General features: G+C 71.4%; 20 protein-coding genes and 1 pseudogene. 12 read left to right on the top strand and 9 right to left on the bottom strand.

Annotated features, from left to right (window positions below):
- Positions 1 to 213: 213 nt before the first annotated feature.
- Entirely contained in the window at positions 214 to 1,032 is an 819-nt protein-coding gene (locus J1C73_RS16130; RefSeq protein WP_207316991.1) for a response regulator, read from the bottom strand.
- Positions 1,033 to 1,276: 244 nt separating this feature from the next.
- Here J1C73_RS16130 and J1C73_RS16125 point away from each other — a divergent pair.
- Positions 1,277 to 1,879 (top strand): annotated as a pseudogene (locus J1C73_RS16125) (sensor histidine kinase); the annotation flags it as partial.
- Positions 1,880 to 2,248: 369 nt separating this feature from the next.
- On the opposite strand, the gene J1C73_RS16120 reads toward J1C73_RS16125, so the two are convergent.
- A complete protein-coding gene (locus J1C73_RS16120; RefSeq protein WP_123467960.1) occupies positions 2,249 to 3,121 on the bottom strand; it encodes an undecaprenyl-diphosphate phosphatase in 873 nt (290 codons plus the stop codon).
- A gap of 183 nt (positions 3,122 to 3,304) precedes the next feature.
- Positions 3,305 to 4,018 (bottom strand): TVP38/TMEM64 family protein, encoded by a 714-nt coding sequence (locus J1C73_RS16115; RefSeq protein WP_207316990.1) that lies wholly within the window; start codon positions 4,016 to 4,018, stop codon positions 3,305 to 3,307.
- Positions 4,019 to 4,066: 48 nt separating this feature from the next.
- Between J1C73_RS16115 and J1C73_RS16110 the strand changes: the two genes are divergently transcribed.
- From J1C73_RS16110 to J1C73_RS16100, 3 genes are all read left to right on the top strand, one after another.
- Positions 4,067 to 4,804 (top strand): DNA alkylation repair protein, encoded by a 738-nt coding sequence (locus J1C73_RS16110; RefSeq protein ID WP_207316989.1) that lies wholly within the window; start codon positions 4,067 to 4,069, stop codon positions 4,802 to 4,804.
- A 322-nt stretch (positions 4,805 to 5,126) separates the two neighbouring features.
- On the top strand, positions 5,127 to 6,296 hold the full coding sequence (gene tuf, locus J1C73_RS16105) for an elongation factor Tu (RefSeq protein WP_123467954.1): 1,170 nt from the start codon (positions 5,127 to 5,129) through the stop codon (positions 6,294 to 6,296).
- Between the two features lie 104 nt (positions 6,297 to 6,400).
- Positions 6,401 to 7,246 (top strand): spermidine synthase, encoded by an 846-nt coding sequence (locus tag J1C73_RS16100; protein WP_207316988.1) that lies wholly within the window; start codon positions 6,401 to 6,403, stop codon positions 7,244 to 7,246.
- On the opposite strand, the gene J1C73_RS16095 is transcribed toward J1C73_RS16100, so the two are convergent.
- Both J1C73_RS16095 and J1C73_RS16090 read right to left on the bottom strand, forming a co-directional pair.
- A complete protein-coding gene (locus J1C73_RS16095; RefSeq protein ID WP_207316987.1) occupies positions 7,208 to 8,512 on the bottom strand; it encodes an MFS transporter in 1,305 nt (434 codons plus the stop codon). The two genes, J1C73_RS16100 and J1C73_RS16095, sit on opposite strands and share 39 nt — an antisense overlap.
- A 54-nt stretch (positions 8,513 to 8,566) precedes the next feature.
- A complete protein-coding gene (locus J1C73_RS16090) occupies positions 8,567 to 9,637 on the bottom strand; it encodes a DUF8017 domain-containing protein (protein ID WP_207316986.1) in 1,071 nt (356 codons plus the stop codon).
- Positions 9,638 to 9,791: 154 nt separating this feature from the next.
- On the opposite strand from J1C73_RS16090, the gene J1C73_RS16085 reads away from it, so the two are divergent.
- Together J1C73_RS16085 and J1C73_RS16080 are read left to right on the top strand one after the other, a co-directional pair.
- Entirely contained in the window at positions 9,792 to 10,229 is a 438-nt protein-coding gene (locus J1C73_RS16085; protein ID WP_123467946.1) for a DUF4442 domain-containing protein, read from the top strand.
- A gap of 165 nt (positions 10,230 to 10,394) precedes the next feature.
- Positions 10,395 to 11,054 (top strand): DedA family protein, encoded by a 660-nt coding sequence (locus J1C73_RS16080; protein WP_207316985.1) that lies wholly within the window; start codon positions 10,395 to 10,397, stop codon positions 11,052 to 11,054.
- Positions 11,055 to 11,094: 40 nt separating this feature from the next.
- Here J1C73_RS16080 and J1C73_RS16075 read toward each other — a convergent pair whose 3' ends face one another.
- Positions 11,095 to 11,625: a gamma carbonic anhydrase family protein gene (locus tag J1C73_RS16075; protein WP_207316984.1), complete on the bottom strand. Its 531-nt coding sequence runs from the start codon at positions 11,623 to 11,625 to the stop codon at positions 11,095 to 11,097.
- Between the two features lie 168 nt (positions 11,626 to 11,793).
- Between J1C73_RS16075 and J1C73_RS16070 the strand changes: the two genes are divergently transcribed.
- The gene (locus J1C73_RS16070; RefSeq protein ID WP_207316983.1) at positions 11,794 to 12,531 is read left to right on the top strand and encodes an acyltransferase; all 738 of its coding nucleotides are present in this window, start codon (positions 11,794 to 11,796) and stop codon (positions 12,529 to 12,531) included.
- A gap of 28 nt (positions 12,532 to 12,559) precedes the next feature.
- On the opposite strand, the gene J1C73_RS16065 is transcribed toward J1C73_RS16070, so the two are convergent.
- Positions 12,560 to 13,426 carry a DMT family transporter gene (locus J1C73_RS16065; RefSeq protein WP_207316982.1) on the bottom strand — a complete coding sequence of 289 codons (867 nt, stop codon included), beginning with the start codon at positions 13,424 to 13,426 and terminating at the stop codon, positions 12,560 to 12,562.
- Between the two features lie 94 nt (positions 13,427 to 13,520).
- On the opposite strand from J1C73_RS16065, the gene J1C73_RS16060 reads away from it, so the two are divergent.
- The gene (locus J1C73_RS16060; protein WP_207316981.1) at positions 13,521 to 14,093 is read left to right on the top strand and encodes a helix-turn-helix domain-containing protein; all 573 of its coding nucleotides are present in this window, start codon (positions 13,521 to 13,523) and stop codon (positions 14,091 to 14,093) included.
- A 44-nt stretch (positions 14,094 to 14,137) separates the two neighbouring features.
- A complete protein-coding gene (locus J1C73_RS16055; RefSeq protein ID WP_207316980.1) occupies positions 14,138 to 14,698 on the top strand; it encodes a YbaK/EbsC family protein in 561 nt (186 codons plus the stop codon).
- Here the strand turns inward: J1C73_RS16055 and J1C73_RS16050 are convergent.
- Positions 14,688 to 15,539 (bottom strand): AAC(3) family N-acetyltransferase, encoded by an 852-nt coding sequence (locus J1C73_RS16050; protein WP_372446694.1) that lies wholly within the window; start codon positions 15,537 to 15,539, stop codon positions 14,688 to 14,690. The genes J1C73_RS16055 and J1C73_RS16050 overlap by 11 nt on opposite strands.
- A 61-nt stretch (positions 15,540 to 15,600) precedes the next feature.
- On the bottom strand, positions 15,601 to 16,011 hold the full coding sequence (locus tag J1C73_RS16045; RefSeq protein WP_207316979.1) for a CoA-binding protein: 411 nt from the start codon (positions 16,009 to 16,011) through the stop codon (positions 15,601 to 15,603).
- Positions 16,012 to 16,070: 59 nt separating this feature from the next.
- Here J1C73_RS16045 and J1C73_RS16040 point away from each other — a divergent pair, with 59 nt between their 5' ends.
- The 3 genes from J1C73_RS16040 to J1C73_RS16030 form a co-directional block, all read left to right on the top strand.
- A complete protein-coding gene (locus J1C73_RS16040; RefSeq protein WP_207316978.1) occupies positions 16,071 to 16,697 on the top strand; it encodes a YigZ family protein in 627 nt (208 codons plus the stop codon).
- A gap of 138 nt (positions 16,698 to 16,835) precedes the next feature.
- Positions 16,836 to 18,002 (top strand): exonuclease SbcCD subunit D, encoded by a 1,167-nt coding sequence (locus J1C73_RS16035; protein ID WP_207316977.1) that lies wholly within the window; start codon positions 16,836 to 16,838, stop codon positions 18,000 to 18,002.
- Positions 17,999 to 18,284 (top strand): AAA family ATPase (locus J1C73_RS16030; protein WP_207316976.1); only part of this gene is annotated, 286 nt, incomplete at its 3' end. The genes J1C73_RS16035 and J1C73_RS16030, both read left to right, overlap by 4 nt.

Below are 18,284 nucleotides of genomic sequence, written 5' to 3'. Positions count from 1 at the left end.
GGGCACGGCGTCCGCTCGTTGGGCGAGATGCGGCCTGGGTTGCGGTGCGTACACAGCGCCCTGGTGATGTGACTGTGGCTGAGTCGACCACCGCGTTGGCGGCTCTGCGTGTCAGGGGGAAGCTGTGATTTGGCATCGGCCGTGGCACGGGCAAGCGCCGGATGCTGCCCGGCCGGCACCCGCGCGGGAGTGCGTGACCTCGGGCGCGCCCGCTCAGCCGGCGTCGCCCGGGCGGTGCGGAGGAATCGAGGCGATGTCGAGGAAGAAGGAATCGATGCTCTGGACGGACTCGATGAATTCGTCCAGGTTGACGGGCTTGGTGACGTAGGCGTTGGTGTGCTGGCGGTAGGCGGCGTCGATGTCGTCCGGCGCGGCGGACGTGGTCAGCACGACGATGGGGATGCTCGACAGCTCGGTGTCGGTCTTGAGGACGTTCAGCAACTCGCGGCCGTTCATGCGGGGCATGTTCAGATCGAGCACGATGAGATCCGGCCGGTCGGTCCGCGGGTCGCGGAGGTACTCCAGCGCCGCGACGCCGTCGTCGGCCCGTTCGATACCGCGCGCCATGCCGCGCTCGGTCAGGGCCTCCTCGATCAGCATGGCGTCGGCCATGTCGTCCTCGACGAGCAGGACGGTGTACGCGCGGGGGGCGAGGCCGTTCATGGTTGAGCTCCGGGTCTGGTGGTCGGGAAGCGGGTGTGATGCGGGGCGGGCGGCGAAAACGAGTCCGGGCCAGCGTTTGCGGGCACCCTGGCGGCTGACGCCCCAGGCTCTGCCCAACTGCGGGTAACCGGCGCCCTCCTGCGCGGCGGCCCGGGCGGCCAGCGCCGCGCACTCCTCCACCGCCCGGCCGAGGTAGGCCAGGGCACGCAATGAGGCCAGCGCGTCGCTTCGGAACTCGTTCGGGTCCTGCCCGTCGGCATCCGCCACCGCCGTAGGGAGAGAGAGCTGCCGGGCGGCTTCGGCGACGGCACATCGTGCCCGCTCGGCCAGTTCCTCCTGCTCGGGGCTCAGCCGCGTCTCAACTGCCATGGGTGCACCGTAGACGCCCAGCCACCCCGGCGCGCCGCGGGGACCAGGGAGGATGGATCCGACGTGCAGATCGACGCTGTTCAGCAGGACCTGGTAACACCGCCGCGGCGGTCGCCCGGGGGCTGGACCACCCGCGGCTGGCTGGGTGCCGGCTCGGCGGCAGCGCTGGTTGTCCTCCTGGTCCTGACCGGGTGCGGAGTCTGGGTCCTGGCCCACGCCACCGACGTCAACAAGCGGCTCACCGAAGTACATCGCCTTCGCGGTCGACGGTGCCAACCGGATGCAGACCCTCATCAACGACCTCCTCACCTTCTCCCGCGTTGGACGCCTGCATGCCGAGGACGCCGACGTCAGCCTCGCGACCGTGCTGCGGCGCACCACCAACTCCCTGGGCATGGCCATCGAGGAGACCGGGGCGGTCCTCACTCATGACCCCCTTCCCTCGGTGCACGGAGACCCGACTCAGCTCGGCGTCCTGCTGCAGAACCTGATCTCCAACGCCATCAAGTTCCGCGCCCCGGGCGTCGTGCCCCGGGTCCATATCAGCGCCCGGCGACCCGCGGACGGTGCGGAGGGCGCCGACCGCCGCTGGGAATTCGCGGTGAGCGACAACGGCATCGGCATCGGTCCGGAATACGCCGAGAGGATCTTCGTGATCTTCCAGCGCCTCCACACCCGTGACACGTATCCGGGTAACGGCATCGGCCTCGCCCTCTGTAAGAAGATCGTCGAATACCACGGCGGCACCATCACCCTCGACACCGGCCACACTCCCGGTACCCGCTTCGTCTTCACCCTCCCCCTGGCCCACGCAGACGCGCCCGCCGCCGATCCGGAGGGTTGCTGAGCCCGAAGCCAGGAGCAGGACGCTGTCAGCTGTCTCCCCGGTGCTCAGGACACCCGGATGCCCGCCGGATCACCGTGCCGGAGCGCGGCGCGGCCGGGTCCAGGTGTTCCCGGAACAGTTCCCGGACTTGCACGATCCGCGGCTCCGAAGCGGTCCCGGCGGTGCGGTCGGACCCGGCCGCCGCGCAAGTGGGCCCGCACAGTTGAGACTGTGCGGGCCCACCCTGTTACTCCCCGGTTTCGCGACAGCGCACTGTCCTGCTGCCCGTCTCCCCGCCTCCCAGGTGGGAGACGAGGGGGAGACGATCATGACGCACGGATGCACAGCAGTGCTGGAAAGCGTCAGATCCAGACAGCAGTGGAGAGCGGGTCACCCGGCAGATTCGCCGGCATGGGGGCTCAGGGATCCGGCACCGACCAGGATGAACAGCAGAATGCCCAGGACGATCCGGTAGATCACGAAAGGCATGAAGCTCTTGGTCGTGATGAACTTCATGAACCAGGCGATGACCACGTACCCCACACCGAACGCGATGAACGTGGCGAAGATCGTCGGCCCCCAGGCCACATGTCCCTCGCCCGCGTCCTTCAGCTCGAAGACGCCCGAGGCGAGGACCGCCGGGACCGCGAGCAGGAACGAGTATCGTGCCGCCGCCTCGCGGGTGTAGCCCATCAGCAGACCGCCGCTGATCGTGGCGCCGGAGCGGGAGACGCCCGGGATCAGGGCCATCGCCTGGCAGAAGCCGAAGATCAGGCCGTCCTTGATGCCCAGTTCCTTGAGGGACTTGCGCTCCCTGATCGCCCGGTGCTTGCCGCCGGTCTCGTCACGGGCGGCCAGGCGGTCGGCGATGCCGAGCACGATGCCCATCACGATCAGCGTGGTGGCGATCAGCCGCAGGTCGCGGAACGGGCCCTCGATCTGGTCCTTGAACGTCACGCCCAGCACACCGATCGGAATGGAGCCGACGATGACCAGCCAGCCCATCTGGGCGTCGTGGTCACTCCGCATCGAGCGGTTCGTCAGCGACTTGAACCAGGCGCCGACGATCCGGACGATGTCCTTGCGGAAGTAGATGAGGACTGCGGCTTCCGTGCCGATCTGGGTGATGGCGGTGAACGCCGCTCCCGGATCGTGCCAGCCGGCGAACGCCGCGGTGAGCCGCAGATGCGCGCTGGAGGAGATCGGCAGGAACTCGGTCAGTCCCTGAACGAGGCCGAGGACGAAGGATTCGAACCAGCTCATGGGGCTTGGGCCATCCTGAAGTGATCATGCATCGTCCGACGGGCATCGGAGCCCGTCGGCAGCGTGCGGATTGCGGTCGTGTGAGGGCAGGGCCGCAGGGGCCCGGAGATCGTCTGTCGGACGCGGGAAGCGTATCGCCCCCAGGTGAACAGAAATACGACAACCCCCGGCGCTACCGCCGCGTCACTCGCCGCCCAGCCGGTGACGCCTGCGCCAGGCGACGACGGCCGCGCCGATTCCGGTCAGCACGATGAAGCCCATCGCGGCCAGGAACGCGGGCGACGTCGGCGACGAGGCCTCGCTCCCCGCCACGACGTACGCGGCCGTGTTCGGGATCGAGCCCAGCCCGGTCGCCACCAGGAACGGGGGATATCCCATGCGCGACACGGCGGCGCAGTAGTTGGCCGCGGCGAAGGGCACTCCGGGGAAGAGCCGCAGCGCCAGCATGGAGCGGAATCCGTGCCTGCTCAGCTGGCCGTCCGCCGCCCGCATCCAGCGCCCGCGCAGCAGCGTACGGAGCGCGTCCTGCCCCAGTACCCTGCCGAGCCCGAACGAGATGCCCGCGCCGAGCACCGTGCCCGCCAGCGCCGGCGCCAGACCCGCCTGCGTGCCGAACAGCGCCCCGGCTGCGAGATTGAGCAGCGGCCGCGGCACGAAGGCCACCGTGCACACGCCGTACGCGAGGCCGAAGAGCACCACCGCGGCTGCCCCGCCGCTCAGTTGGGCCGGCCAGCCGGAGGCGAGCAGCCGCTGGGGTTCGAGGAGCAGCATCGTCGTCGCGGCGGCCAGCAGCACCGCCACGAGCAGCGAGAGCCGGGACCAGGGCGAGAACAGCACCCTCGTGCAGCGCGCGGCGAGACCGACGGCGGGCCGGGTGGCGGGGACGGGGTCGAGCATTCGGGGAGAGTATCCGACACCAGGCGTGATCGTCGTAATGTGACCGTTATGAGCGACGGAGTCGAAGCCGCCCGCGATACGCCCCAAGCCGCCCCCGGGCTCCCCGGCAGCGCACTTGCCGACATCGTGCTGGAGCGCCTCACCGCGCTGTATCCCACGGCCGCCGACCCCGCACGCGCCCGGTCCGCCGCCGCGTACATCAAGCACGTCGCGCCGTTCCTCGGCATTCCGACGCCCCGGCGCCGGGCCCTGTCCCGCACCGTCCTGGAAGGCACCGCACGTCCGGGGGAGGCGGACTGCGCCGCCATCGCGCTGCGCTGCTGGGCGTTGCCCGAGCGCGAGTACCAGTACTTCGCCGCCGACTACCTCCGCCGCCACGTCGCGCGCTGCTCGTCCGGATTCCTGCCGGTCCTGCGCCATCTGGTGTCCACCGCGCCCTGGTGGGACACGGTGGACGTGCTGGCCGCCCATGTCGCGGGTCCGCTGGTCGCCGCCGACCCGGAGCTCCGGAAGGACATGGACGCGTGGATCGAGGACGACGACCTCTGGATCGTCCGCACCGCGCTGTTGCACCAGTTGCGCTTCAAGGAAGCCACCGAGACCGGACGGCTCTTCGGATACTGCCTGCGCCGGGCGGGCCACCCGGACTTCTTCATCCGCAAGGCGATCGGCTGGTGCCTGCGCGAGTACGCGAAGACCGACCCGCAGGCCGTACGGGGCTTCGTCGACGGCGCCCGGGGGCGACTGTCGCCGCTGTCCGTACGAGAGGCCACCAAGCACCTCTGAGGGACCCGAGGAGCGCCGCTCCCCACTCCCTTGCCGCCGGCCGTAAATCGCTCGACGGGCCCGCGGCTGTCGGACATGATCGGAGCATGTTCCGGTACGCCTTCCCCACAGCGCAGTCCGCAGTCGCGGACGCGCCGAAGGCTGCCGTGAACGTCGCGGTCACCACGGCAACAGCAGTCGCAGCAGCTTTCACCGCTGCCGCGGCGCCCATCGGCGGCGCCCGAAGCTGACCCTCCCCCGACAGTCCGGCGGACCCCGTAAGGGGAGGGTCGGCCGGGCCCTGGGGTCTTCTCTCTCAGCTTCGCAATCCAAGGAATGAGCCATGCCCAAGACGGCATACGTGCGCACAAAGCCGCACCTCAACATCGGCACCATGGGCCACGTCGACCACGGCAAGACCACCCTGACCGCCGCCATCACCAAGGTCCTCAGTGACCGCGGCACCGGCACGTTCGTCCCGTTCGACCGCATCGACCGGGCGCCGGAGGAGGCGCAGCGCGGCATCACCATCAACATCGCGCACGTCGAGTACGAGACCGGCACCCGGCACTACGCGCACGTCGACATGCCCGGACACGCCGACTACATCAAGAACATGGTGACCGGCGCCGCCCAGCTCGACGGGGCGATCCTCGTCGTGTCCGCGCTCGAAGGGATCATGCCGCAGACCGCCGAGCACGTGCTGCTCGCCCGCCAGGTGGGCGTCGACCACATCGTCGTCGCCCTCAACAAGGCCGACGCGGGCGACCCCGAGCTGACCGACCTGGTCGAGCTGGAGGTGCGTGAGCTGCTGTCCGCGCACGGCTACGGCGGCGACACCGTGCCCGTCGTGCGGGTGTCGGGCCTGCGGGCCCTGGAAGGTGACCCCCGCTGGACGGGGGCGGTGGAGGCGTTGCTCGACGCCGTGGACACCTATGTACCGATGCCGGTGCGCTACATCGACGCGCCGTTCCTGCTGCCGGTGGAGAACGTCCTGACCATCACCGGCCGGGGCACGGTCGTCACCGGCGCCGTGGAGCGAGGCACCGTGCGCGTCGGCGACCGGGTGGCGGTGCTCGGAGCCGACACCGAGACGGTCGTCACCGGTCTGGAGACCTTCGGCAAGCCGATGGAGTCCGCCGAGGCCGGCGACAACGTCGCGCTGCTCCTGCGCGGGGTCGAGCGGGACCGGGTACGCCGCGGCCATGTCGTGGCGGCGCCGGGCAGCGTGACACCGAGCCGGCGCTTCACCGCGCAGGTGTACGTCCTGTCGGGGCGGGAGGGGGGCCGGACCACCCCGGTCGCCACCGGCTACCGGCCGCAGTTCTACATCCGCACCGCGGACGTCGTCGGTGACGTCGACCTCGGCGCGGCGGCGGTGGCGCGCCCCGGCACGACGGTCACCATGACCGTCGAACTGGGCCGGGACGTACCGCTGGAGACCGGCCTCGGCTTCGCCATCCGCGAGGGCGGCCGCACGATCGGCGCGGGCACGGTCACCGGGCTGCTCTGAGTCCGGAGCCGCAAGGGCACGGCCCGGGTCCGCCTCCCGAACTCCACGGGAGGCGGACCCGGGCTGTGGCGCGAAGTGCGAGCCCGGCACCGCACAATGGGGGAGTGAACGAGTCGATACCGGTCGTCCGCGACGTGGACCGGGGCACCGCCAGACTGCTCCCCGACGTGGACCGGGAGCGGGCCTGGCTGCTGACCGTCGACGGGGCACCCCAGTCGTACGTCGACCTGGACGCGCCGCAGCACCTTGAGTTCGAGTACGCGAGACGGCTCGGCCACGTGGTGGACTGCGCGGCCGAACCGGGCGCACCGCTCGACGTGCTGCACCTCGGCGGCGGCGCCCTGACCCTGCCCCGCTACGTCGCAGCGACGCGCCCCGGATCCCGGCAGGACGTCGCCGAGGCCGACCGGGGGCTGCTCGCCCTCGTCGCCGAACACCTCCCGCTGCCGGACCGCAGCGGGATCGCCGTGCACGGCACGGACGCCCGCGCGCACCTGGAGGCGACCGCACCCGGCTCCGTGGACGTCCTGGTCGCGGATGTCTTCGGCGGCTCGCGGGTGCCCGCCCACCTGACCACCCTGCCCTACGCACGGGCCGCGGAACGGGCGCTGCGCGCCGACGGGGTCTACGCCGCCAACCTCGCGGACGGGGCGCCCTTCGACTTCCTGCGCCCGCAGCTGGCCACCTTCGCGGCCGTCTTCGAGGAGCTCGTGGTGATCGCGGAACCGGCGGTACTGCGCGGCCGGCGCTTCGGCAACGTCATCCTCGTCGCGTCCCACACCCCCTTCGACACGGCCGCGCTGATCCGCCGTTGCGCCGCCGACGCGTTTCCGGCCCGCGTCGAGCAGGGCGCCGCCGTGGCCGGGCTCGTCAAGGGCGCCAGGCCGGTCGGTGACGCCGAGGCGGTCGACTCACCCGAGCCGCCCGACGGCGCCTTCGGCATCGGCTGACGCGGGCGCACCCCCGGCCACCACCTCGGTGGGGCTGGTCCGGCGCGTCAGATTGCGAACGTCCGGCACGAACAGCACCGCCCCGGTGACCAGGACGACCAGCGCAGCGCAGCCCCACAGCGCCTGGCTGCGCCCGACCAGCGACTCCACCGGACCGGCGAGCGCGGTGGCGAGCGGCACCATGGCCACCGAGCCGAACCAGTCGTACGCCGAGACCCGCGACAGCTTCTCCTCCGGAATCTCCTGATGCAGGGCCGTCATCCAGGACACGCCGAACACCTCGATGGCGGCCCCGCTGACGAACATCACCGCGCAGAGCCCGGCCACCGGCAGCGGCACGGCGAGCCCCGCGGAGGGCAGTGCCAGCGGGAAGACGCAGAGCGTCCCGGCCAGCAGCAGCCGCCGCGGCTTCCACCGCATCATCAGTACCGCCCCGCCCAGGGTGCCGACGCCGAACGCGGCGAGTGCGAGGCCCCAGGGGCGGGCACCGCCGAGCTCGTCCCTGGCGACCAGCGGCCCGTAGACCGCCTCAGCGGCCCCGACCGCGGCGACCACCACGGAGAACTGCGCCACGACCGCCCAGAGCCAGGTGCGGCCGACGAACTCCTGCCAGCCCTCCCGAAGATCGGCGAGCAGGCCGCCACCGGGCGCGCGCGAGGGGATGTGGCTGACGTCGAGGAAGGAGCGCAGCGCTCCGGCCACCGCGAAGGCGGCCGCGTCGATCGCCAGTACCCAGCCCGGGTCCATCGCCGCGATCATGGCCCCGCCGAGCGCCGCTCCGCCGATGGCGGCGCCCTGTATGGACATCCGGAAGAGGGCGAAGGCGCGGCTCGCCTGTTCGCCGCTGACGGTGGACATCAGCATGCCCTCGGCCGCCGGGCTGAAGAAGGCCTGCCCGGTGCCGCAGAGCGCGGTGAGCACCATCATCTGCCACAGCCGGGCGTCACCGGCCAGCACCAGCCAGGCGAAGGCGGCCTGCGAGAGGCAGTTGAGGGTGTTCGCCGCGACCATCACCCGGTGGCGCGGCAGCCGGTCCGCGACCGCCCCGCCGATCAGCAGGAAGAGCACCAGCGGCGCCGTCCTGGCGGCGGCCACCAGCCCGACGTCGCCGGCGTCGCCGCCCGACTCCAGAACCGCGAACGCCGCCGCGATCAGCGCGCCGTTGGTGCCCAGGCCCGTGATGATCGCGGCGGCGGTCAGCAGCCGGTAATTGCGGACCGCCCGGGAGGGGAGGTCCGATGGGGGTGCGAGGTCGGCGGCAGTCACTCAGGGACTATCGCTGGCTTGGCCCCGTGGCGCCAAATGGTTTGCCGCGGACCGTCAGGACTCGGTGATCTTCACCAGCCGTACCGTGCTCAGGATCTTCTGGATCGTCGCGTCCGGCAGCTCGTCCGGGACGGAGGCGGCACCGTACAGAACCCAGGAGGAGAACTCCCCCTTGCTGTTCTTGAAGGTGAAGGCGATGGACTTGCCGTCGGTGTCGCACTTCTTCTTCTTGGTGACATTGGGTGCCGTGGCGGTCACCAGGCTGCCGGTCAGACCCGACTTGGTGGTGTACTGCTTGGCCTTGCTGATCTTGATGGTGCTCTTCGGCATGTGCTGCGCGTAGGCGGCCCACGCCCAGGTGCCCGCCTCGTTCCTGGCGTTCACATCGGCGTCGGTGGCACCCTCCGCGCCGCGGGTGCCGGTGCCGGCCAGGCTGCTGTTCTCCTTGATGCCGTCGTGGTCGGAGTCGTCGACGCACCACTTGCTCTTGAGGTCGGCGGGCGCCGAGAAGCCGATGAGTGGCGTGTCGTCGCCCTTCTTGTCGTCCACGAAGTACGAGGAGACGCTGGGACGCGAGACCTCCCAGTCGCCGGGCACGTCGAACTGTGTGCCCCACTTCGGGTTGGTCACCACCTTCCAGCCGGCGATGAGCGGCTTGGCGTCCCCGCCGTCACCGCGCGGGTTGGCGTCCGGCGAGGACGCGGACCCGGAGGGCTTGGCGGGCGCGGACGACTTCTTGTCGTCGGCGACGTTCTTGCCGTCCTTGTCGTCGTCCTTGTTCATCACGACGACGCCGGTGACCACCGCGGCCGCGACGACCGCGACCGCCGCGACGATGGCGACGACGGTCGTCTTCTTCTTGTCGTTGCCGGGCCGAGGCGGTTCGGGCGGGCCGGGAACCGCGTACTGCGGAACGGTCGGCTGCTGGTACGGGTTGGGCTGCTGGTAGCCCGGCTGTCCCTGCTGCGGGTAGCCGTAACCGGGCTGCTGCCCGGACGTGCCGGGCTGTTGGTGTCCCGGCTGCTGATAGGGATTCGGCTGCTGGTAACCCGGCTGCTGATACGGGTTCTGGTTCTGGTCCTGCGGGTTTTGCTCGCCCCCGGGCGGCTGCTGTCCTGGCCACATGGCGAGTAACGATAGAGGTGCGCCGTCCGGTCGGCTACGGCCGCCCCTGTGAGCGGACGGTGAAGGACGCGACCAGGCGCGGACCGGGTGATCCCCAGGGCATGGCCAAACCTGTCTACCGGTGAGTAACATCAAGTTCATGAGCGCTGAACAGATGACCGCGGGCGAGCTGGTCGCCGCGACGGTTCCGATGGTCCGGACCCTCAACCTCGAATTCCTGGAGTCCACCGCCGAACGCGCGGTGGTCCGTCTGCCGGACCAGGCGGACTTCCACAACCATGTCGGCGGACCGCACGCCGGCGCGATGTTCACGCTGGCGGAATCGGCGAGCGGCGCCATCGTCATCGCCGCGTTCGGGGACCAGTTGACGCGCGCCGTCCCGCTCGCGGTGAAGGCCGAGATCGGTTACACGAAGCTGGCCATGGGCGATGTCACCGCGACCGCCACGCTCGGCAGGCCGGTGGCCGACGTCGTCGCCGAACTCGACGAGGGCAAGCGCCCCGAGTTCCCTGTGGCCATCCGGATCCAGCGCGCCGACGGCGCGGTGACCGGCGAGATGACGGTCGTCTGGACACTTCGCCCGAACGCCTGATCAACGCCTGATTCCGGACGGCACCGCAAGGGCCGCCGCCCACCCGGCAGGGGTGCGGGGCGGCCCTTCGCGCTGTTCCGGCCGGTGACGCGACCGGTAGGCTTGCCGCTGTGCGCCGAGGAGTTGTCCGGCGGGCCACAGGACATCACTACGGAGGAACCGGCGTTGCACATCCAGGAGTGGCTGGAGACCGTCCCCGCGATAAGCGTCTACCTCCTGGTGGGCATCGTCATCGGTGTGGAGAGCCTCGGCATCCCGCTGCCGGGAGAGATCGTCCTGATCAGCGCGGCTCTGCTGGCCGCGGGACACGACGGCATCAACCCGTGGATCCTGGGTGCCTGCGCAACGGCCGGGGCGGTGATCGGTGACTCGATCGGCTACGCCATAGGCCGCAAGGGCGGACGTCCGCTGCTTGCCTGGCTCGGCGGGAAATTCCCCCGGCACTTCGGCGAGGGCCAGATCGCCATGGCGGAACGCTCGTTCCACAAGTGGGGCATGTGGGCGGTCTTCTTCGGCCGCTTCGTCGCACTGCTGCGCATCTTCGCGGGACCGCTCGCCGGAGTCCTGCACATGTCGTACTGGAAGTTCCTGACTGCCAACCTGCTCGGCGGGATCGCCTGGGCCGGCGGGACCACGGCCGTCATCTACTCGGTGGGTGTCGTCGCCGAGGCCTGGCTCAAGCGGTTCTCGTACCTGGGGCTGGCGATCGCGGTCCTGATCGGACTCGCCTCGATGCTGGTCATCAAGAACCGGGCCAAGAAGGCGGCCGCACGGTCCGAGGCGGACTCCACGCCCGGGCCGGCGACCGTACCGGTGGCCGACTGACCCGTGCGGACTCCGCGCCGGCGGCCGCCGTACCCCGCGCTCAGTCCTCGTACGCCTGACGGTGCGCCTTGGCCAGCTCCATATAGCCGACCGCGTTGAACTTCACGCCGTCGAGCTCCTCCTCGGTCAGCTGCCGCTTGACCTTGGCGGGCACGCCCGCGACCAGCGAGCCCGGCGGCACCCGCATCCCCTGCGGGACCAGGGCCTGGGCGGCGATGAGCGAGCCGGTTCCGATGTGCGCACCGTTCAGGACGGTGGCCCCCATGCCGATCAGGACGTCGTCCTCGATGGTGCAGCCGTGGAGCACCGCGTTGTGCCCGACCGAGACGCGCTCGCCGACCGTGACGGCGAAGCCCGGATCGACATGGACGCTGCAGTTGTCCTGGATGTTGGAACCGGCACCGATGACGATGGGACCGCAGTCCGCACGCAGCACCGCGTGGTACCAGACACTGGATCCGGCTGCCATGGTGACCTCGCCGATCACGACCGACGTCGGTGCGGTGAAGGCGGACGCATCGATTTCCGGTTCTTTGCCGCCCATCGCGGTGATCAACGCCTGCTCTGCCATCGCGCGTTCCTCCGTGCTCCGGTGCTGTGGGTCGCGGTCGTCCGATCGCGGCTGGCCGGTTCCGCCGGGGAAACGGTATGCGACGGGCGCGGGGCCCGGGACCCGGTGGGGTGAAGATCACAGGCCGGTGCGGATACCGGTCCCGGGCGTGGCGACTACCGTGTGCGAGTGCCGAAGAACAGAGACACGGTCTCCGCCCTGACCGCCTGGCGGCGGCGCGCCCTGTCGGGGGCCGTCCACCGCTGCTGGCGCTGGGTGCGGGAGACGGGCGCGGTCACGCCGGCGCACCCCGGCGGGCTGCGGTTCGGCCGGATCGGCGAGGGCACCCGGCTCGCCTTCCCGCAGGGCACGGTCTTCGGGGAGCGGTGGATCGAGCTCGGCGAGCACTGCATCATCGGCGAACAGGTCACCCTCACGGCAGGCCTCATGCCCGATCTGGACCTGGGTGCCGAGCCGATCCTGACCCTGGGCGACGGAGTGGTGCTCGGCCGCGGCAGCCATGTGGTCGCCGACACCACGGTGACGATCGGCTCGGACACCTACTGCGGGCCGTACGTCTACATCACCTCGACCAATCACAGCTACGACGATCCGGAGCAGCCGGTCGGCCGGCAGTGGCCGCGGATGGAGCCGGTCGCCATAGGCCCCGGCTGCTGGATCGGCACCGGAGCGGTGATCCTCCCGGGCGCCCGGCTCGGGCGCAACGTGGTGGTGGCGGCGGGTGCGGTGGTACGCGGAGGGGTGCCCGACCACGCGGTGGTGGCAGGCGCCCCCGCCCGGGTCGTCCGCAGCTGGGACCCGGAGAAGGGCTGGCAACCGCCCCTGCGCACACCGGCCCCGGTGCCGATCCCGGAGGGTGTGACCCCCGAGCAGCTGCTGGCCGTGGCGGAACTCGACGAGGGCTGACGGCGGGAGCCGGGGCCGTCGGGTTCCGTCACCCGGTCGCGAGCAGGACCGTGCCCACCAGTGCGAGCCCGGCGCCCGCCGCCTGCACGCCGCGCAGCCGTTCCCCCAGGAAGCCGCGTGCGGCCAGGGCCGTGACCACCGGGTAGAGCGAGGCCAGTACGGCGGCGACGGTGACCGGTCCGTGCTGGGCGGCGACCGAGTACGTCCCGTTGGCCGCGACATCCGCGAGACCCACGAACGCCAGGGCGGGCAGCGCGGCCCGCACCACGGCGGCCCCGCCCTCCTCCGGAAGCGCACGGGCCCCACGGCGCACCGAGGCGTACAGTGCCGTGCCGCCCACCGCGATGTTGGTGATCCGCTGCACGAAGAGGGCCAGGAAGAGCCCGGTGACCGTGGTCGACGCCTCGGCGATCAGGGACATCACGGCCCCGAAGCCGAACGCCGCCACCAGGGTCAGCAGCACCGCCCGGCGCTGCACGGGGGCGCCCCGCAGCTGTGGACCGCCCGCCAGCACGATGCCCACCACCGCGACGGCGACCCCGGCGAACTGCAGCAGCCCCGGACGCTCGCCGGCGATCAGCCCGGCGCTCACCGGCACGGCGACCCCCAGTGAACCGAGCGGGGACACCACACCCATCGGGCCGAGTGCCAGGGCCTTGTAGAAGCTCAGCATCGCGACCGGCCCCACCACACCGGCCGCGACGGCGAACCACAGCTGCCCGCCCGCCTCGCTCCAGGCGCCCGTGACGGTCACGATCACCGCGAGCACGGCCGCCGCGGCGGTCTGCGAGACGACCACGACGGTGAGCGCGGGCATGCGCCGGGTCAGCAGCCCGCCGCCGAAGTCGGCCAGCCCCCACAGCAGGCTGGTGGCGAGGGCGAACAGTGCGGACATGAAGGAGCCTCGCAGTACAGTGCGGTGAACGGTTGGGTACACCACACCGTAGTGCAGTATTTTCGACCCTGTCATCCAAAATATTGGACGGAATGTGACTGACCTCGACCAGCTGACCCAGTCCCTCGCGCGCAACCTCAAGCGCTGGCGCGGGGAGCGGGGCTTCACCCTGGACGCTCTCGCCACCCGTGCCGGGGTCAGTCGCGGCATGATCATCCAGATTGAGCAGGCGCGCACCAACCCGAGTGTGGGCACCACGGTCAAGCTCGCCGACGCGCTGGGCGTCAGCATCACCACGCTGCTCGACTACGACCAGGGCTCCCCGGTCCGCCTGGTGCCCGCCAGTCAGGCGGTACGCATGTGGTCCACGGAAGCGGGAAGCTCCACCACCCTGCTGGTCGGTACGGATGCCCGGGGCCCGCTGGAACTCTGGTCCTGGCGGCTGGTGCCGGGCGACAGCAGCGCGTCCGACCCGCACCCCGAGGGCACCGTCGAACTGCTCCACGTCACCGCGGGCGATCTCACCCTGGTCGTCGACGGCACCCCGTACACCGTGCCCGCCGGCACCTCGGCCACCTTTGAGGCGCACCATCCGCACGCCTACCGGAACGAGGGCTCCCGGCCCGTCGAACTCACCATGGCCGTGTCCATCCCGCCCGTCAGATGAGACGCCCAACCGGGCCGGTGCACGGGGCTGTTAGCGTGGCGCGCATGCGCGCACCCATCGGCTCCTTCGAGGATGCCCGTCCCGCGACCGAACGCCTCGAACTGCTCACCGCACCCGTGGCCGCAGCGGTCCGCGAGGGCTGGGGCGGTTTCCCCGCCGAGCAGATCATCCACGTCGACACGGACCCGGAGATCGCCGACACTGCGGCCTTCGTCGAGCACCACGGGGCCGATCTGCTGAGCCGGTCGGCCAACTGCGTCGTCGTGGCCGGCAAACGCGGGGGAGACGTCACCCTGGCCGCCTGCCTGGTGCTGTCCCACTCCCGCGTCGATGTGAACGGTGCCGTCCGCAAGCACCTCGGCGCCCGCAAGGTGCGGTTCGCCCCGATGGACACGGCGGTCGGCGACACGGGCATGGAGTACGGCGGCATCACGCCCGTCGGACTCCCGGACAGCTGGCCCCTGTTGATCGACCCCGCCGTCGTGGACCAGGAATGGGTCCTGATCGGAAGCGGCAGCCGCCGGGGCAAACTGATCATGCCGGGCAAGGCGCTGGCGGCGCTGCCCGGCGCGGTCGTGGTCGAAGGCCTCGGCATCACGAGCTGACGTCGCCGCCCCCGCCGCCGTGACGGTGCGCGGGCAGCCACCGCGTGGCGAAGCCGACCGCTTCGGGGAAGCGGAACAGCCGGCTCGGGGCCGAGCCGACCGACGTGGCGGCGACAGCCGGGGGCCGGGCCGACCGCTCGAAGTCCGCGCCCAGGGCCGCGAAGTCGCTGTCGTCCAGGGCCACGTCCTCGTACTCCCACCACCGCCGCCCACCGCCGTCGCCCACCACGCAGCGGTAGGTGCGCCGGGGTGCGGACGGGACGCGGTACTCGGCGAGATGGAACGCGGTGCAGGAAGCGAAGCCGGTCCCCAGCAGCAGGATCTGCGCCCGCAGGTCGTACAGCCGGGCCAGCGGGGAGGCCTCGCCGAGGTGGCAGTCGGGGCGGTGTCCGGCCACCACATGGCCGGCCAGCGGTCCCACGGCCGCGAACGAGGTCTGCGGATGCGCGCTGCGCACGGAGCCGGGGGACCGGCGCACCGTTTCGGCCAGGCGGCCCATCGACGGGGCGGCCGTGGTGGCCGGATCGAACGCGGGCATGGCCGCGCGCACCGCGTCCCGGTCCCGGTCGCTGAGACCGCGTACCCGGGCGCGGTAGTGCGGGGAGGTGTCGGAGTTCTCCGGAGTGAAGGCCGGGACGACCAGCGTGCCCTGCGGTCCCAGTACATCCCGCAGGGCGCCCGCCACGGCCCGGACCCCGCCGTCAACCACTCCCACCGCACGCAGCGAGGCATGCACCATCAGGACGCCGCCCCGCTCCACACCGAGCCGGGCCAGATGTCCGGCCAGGCGGGCGCGGCTGTGGGAGGCGCTCAGCACACCGAGGGCAGGAGCAGTACTCACAGCGGGTCATTGTTCCAGTCCGGAGCGGAGCGTGACACCACGCACATCCGGCCGAGAGCCCTCAGCGGTCCAGCGCGGGGATCTCGATGGCGGGGCACCGGTCCATGACCATGTCGAGCCCGGCCGCCCGGGTGCGTTCACAGGCCTTCTCGTCGATCACCCCGAGCTGGAACCAGACCGCGGAGGCGCCGATCGAGACCGCCTCGTCCGCCACCGCGCCGGCCAGTTCGCTGTTGACGAAGACGTCCACCACATCGACCGGGAACGGGATGTCGGCCAGCGAGGCGTAGCCGTCCTCGCCGTGCACCCGCTCCGCCTTGGGGTGCACCGGGACCACCCGCTTTCCGAAGCGCTGAAGGACCTCGGCCACCCCGTAGGCCGCACGGGAGCGGTTGTTGGAGAGCCCCACCACCGCCCAGGTGTCGCCCGTCCCGGTCAGAATCCTGCGGATCGTCTCCGTGTCTGCGTCCATGATCCGCACAACGGACAGCCGCCCCGGACCATTCCCGCGCCTGCGCATAGGCTGGCCGGATGCAGGAGCAGTACCGGACAGTCGCCCGAGCGGGCGTGCACGAGACCGAGATCAACCGATCGCGTTTCGTCTGCGCGCTCGCCCCCGCCGCCACCGAACAGGAGGCGCAGGAGTTCGTCGCCCGCGTCCGCAGGGAACACCCGGCCGCCGGCCACAACTGCTTCGCGTACGTGATCGGCGCCGACGCCTCCGTACAGAAGGCCAGTGACGACGGAGAGCCGGGAGGCACCGCCGGGGTACCCATGCTCCAGATGCTGACCCGCCGCGAGATGCGGTACGTCGTCGCGGTCGTCACCCGCTACTTCGGCGGAGTGAAGCTCGGTGCGGGCGGGCTCATCCGGGCTTACGGGGGAGTGGTCGGTGAGGCCCTCGACGCGGTCGGCACGCTCACCCGGCAGCGGTTCCGGCTCGCCACCGTGACCGTGGACCATCAGCGGGCGGGCAGGCTGGAGAACGAACTGCGGGCCACCGGACGGACCGTGCGCGAGGTCCGCTACGCGGAGGCGGTGACCATCGAGATCGCGCTGCCGGACGCCGATGTCGCCGAATTCCGGCGCTGGCTGGCCGACGCGACGGCGGGCGAGGCGGGCCTGGAGCTGGGAGGCGAGTCCTACGGGGACGCCTGAGTACTGTGGTGCGCGGGGGGACAGGGGCAGGCCGCGCGGGTGTGACGATCACCGGCCGCCGGGTCCGGGCCGCTCCGGAGCACAGGGGGTGCGGCCCCACGGGCGGAGGAAGCGAAACATGCAGGTCGGAGCCGGGTCTTGAAGATTTTGCACACATCGGACTGGCACCTGGGGCGGTCGTTCCACCGGGTCTCGCTGCTCGATGCCCAGGCCGCCTACCTCGACCACCTGGTGGCGACGGTCCATGACCACGAGGTCGATGTCGTGCTCGTGTCGGGTGATGTGTACGACAGGGCGGTGCCGCCGCTGTCCGCAGTCCAGCTCTTCGACGACGCGCTGCACCGGCTCGCCGCGGCCGGCGTACCCACCGTGATGATCTCCGGGAACCACGACTCGGCCCGCCGGCTCGGCGTCGGCGCCGGACTCATCGGGCGGGCCGGCATCCATCTGCGCACCGATCCCGCGCACTGCGCCACCCCGGTCGTGCTCGGCGACGCGCACGGCGACGTGGCGTTCTACGGGCTCCCGTACCTGGAACCCGCCCTCGTCAAGGACATGTTCAAGGCCGAGCGGGCCGGGCACGAGGCCGTGCTGACCGCCGCCATGGAGCGGGTCCGCGCCGACCTCGCAACGCGGGCGGACACCACCCGCTCCGTCGTCCTCGCCCATGCCTTCGTCGCGGGCGGCGAGCCGAGCGACAGCGAACGCGACATCACCGTCGGCGGCGTGGCAGCGGTCCCCGCCGGGGTCTTCGACGGCGTCGACTACGTGGCGCTGGGACATCTGCACGGCTGCCAGACCGTCACCGAGCGCGTCCGGTACTCCGGGTCCCCGCTCGCCTACTCCTTCTCCGAGGCCGGCCACCGCAAGACGATGTGGCTGATCGACCTGGACACCACGGGCGCGATCGCCGCCGAACGGATCGACTGCCCGGTGCCCCGCCCGCTCGCCAGGCTCCGCGGCCGGCTCGACACGCTCCTCGACGACCCCGCCCTGTCCCGGCACGAGCCCTCCTGGGTGGAGGCCACCCTCACCGACCCGGTGCGCCCGGCCGAGCCGATGGCCCGTCTCGTCGAGCGGTTCCCGCACACACTCAGCCTCGCCTTCGAACCGGAGCGGGCCCCCGACGACCCGCAGACCTCCTACGCCGAGCGGCTGCGCGGACGCGACGACCAGAGCATCGCGGAGGACTTCGTGGCCCATGTCCGCGGCGGGTACGGCACCGACGAGCCGGAGCGGACCGTGCTGCGCGGCGCCTTCGATCACGTACGCGTCGACGACGGTGTGCGGGAGGTGAACCGATGAGGCTCCACAGACTCGGCATCACCGCCTTCGGACCGTTCGGCGCCACTCAGGAGATCGACTTCGACGCGCTCTCCGCGGCCGGGATCTTCCTGCTGCACGGACCGACCGGCGCCGGCAAGACCTCGGTCCTCGACGCCGTCTGCTACGGACTGTACGGCGCCGTGCCCGGCGCCCGGCAGAGCCCGGGAACCTCACTGCGCAGCGACCACGCCCCGGTCGACCTGCTGACCGAGATCCGGCTCGAACTCACCGTCGGCGGGCGCCGGCTCTGCGCCTTCTCCG

Source organism: Streptomyces laculatispora (genome assembly GCF_017353455.1).
Classification (GTDB): domain Bacteria; phylum Actinomycetota; class Actinomycetes; order Streptomycetales; family Streptomycetaceae; genus Streptomyces; species Streptomyces laculatispora.
Note: the sequence above shows the minus strand (reverse complement) of the source record. Positions and strands in the feature narration are given on the sequence as shown.

Coding starts and splice junctions, on each gene's coding strand:
- J1C73_RS16130 (WP_207316991.1), bottom strand. CDS start 1,032: ATGGCAGTTGAGACGCGGCTGAGCCCCGAGCAGGAGGAACTGGCCGAG.
- J1C73_RS16120 (WP_123467960.1), bottom strand. CDS start 3,121: ATGAGCTGGTTCGAATCCTTCGTCCTCGGCCTCGTTCAGGGACTGACC.
- J1C73_RS16115 (WP_207316990.1), bottom strand. CDS start 4,018: ATGCTCGACCCCGTCCCCGCCACCCGGCCCGCCGTCGGTCTCGCCGCG.
- J1C73_RS16110 (WP_207316989.1), top strand. CDS start 4,067: ATGAGCGACGGAGTCGAAGCCGCCCGCGATACGCCCCAAGCCGCCCCC.
- tuf (WP_123467954.1), top strand. CDS start 5,127: ATGCCCAAGACGGCATACGTGCGCACAAAGCCGCACCTCAACATCGGC.
- J1C73_RS16090 (WP_207316986.1), bottom strand. CDS start 9,637: ATGTGGCCAGGACAGCAGCCGCCCGGGGGCGAGCAAAACCCGCAGGAC.
- J1C73_RS16085 (WP_123467946.1), top strand. CDS start 9,792: ATGACCGCGGGCGAGCTGGTCGCCGCGACGGTTCCGATGGTCCGGACC.
- J1C73_RS16075 (WP_207316984.1), bottom strand. CDS start 11,625: ATGGCAGAGCAGGCGTTGATCACCGCGATGGGCGGCAAAGAACCGGAA.
- J1C73_RS16065 (WP_207316982.1), bottom strand. CDS start 13,426: ATGTCCGCACTGTTCGCCCTCGCCACCAGCCTGCTGTGGGGGCTGGCC.
- J1C73_RS16055 (WP_207316980.1), top strand. CDS start 14,138: ATGCGCGCACCCATCGGCTCCTTCGAGGATGCCCGTCCCGCGACCGAA.
- J1C73_RS16045 (WP_207316979.1), bottom strand. CDS start 16,011: ATGGACGCAGACACGGAGACGATCCGCAGGATTCTGACCGGGACGGGC.
- J1C73_RS16040 (WP_207316978.1), top strand. CDS start 16,071: ATGCAGGAGCAGTACCGGACAGTCGCCCGAGCGGGCGTGCACGAGACC.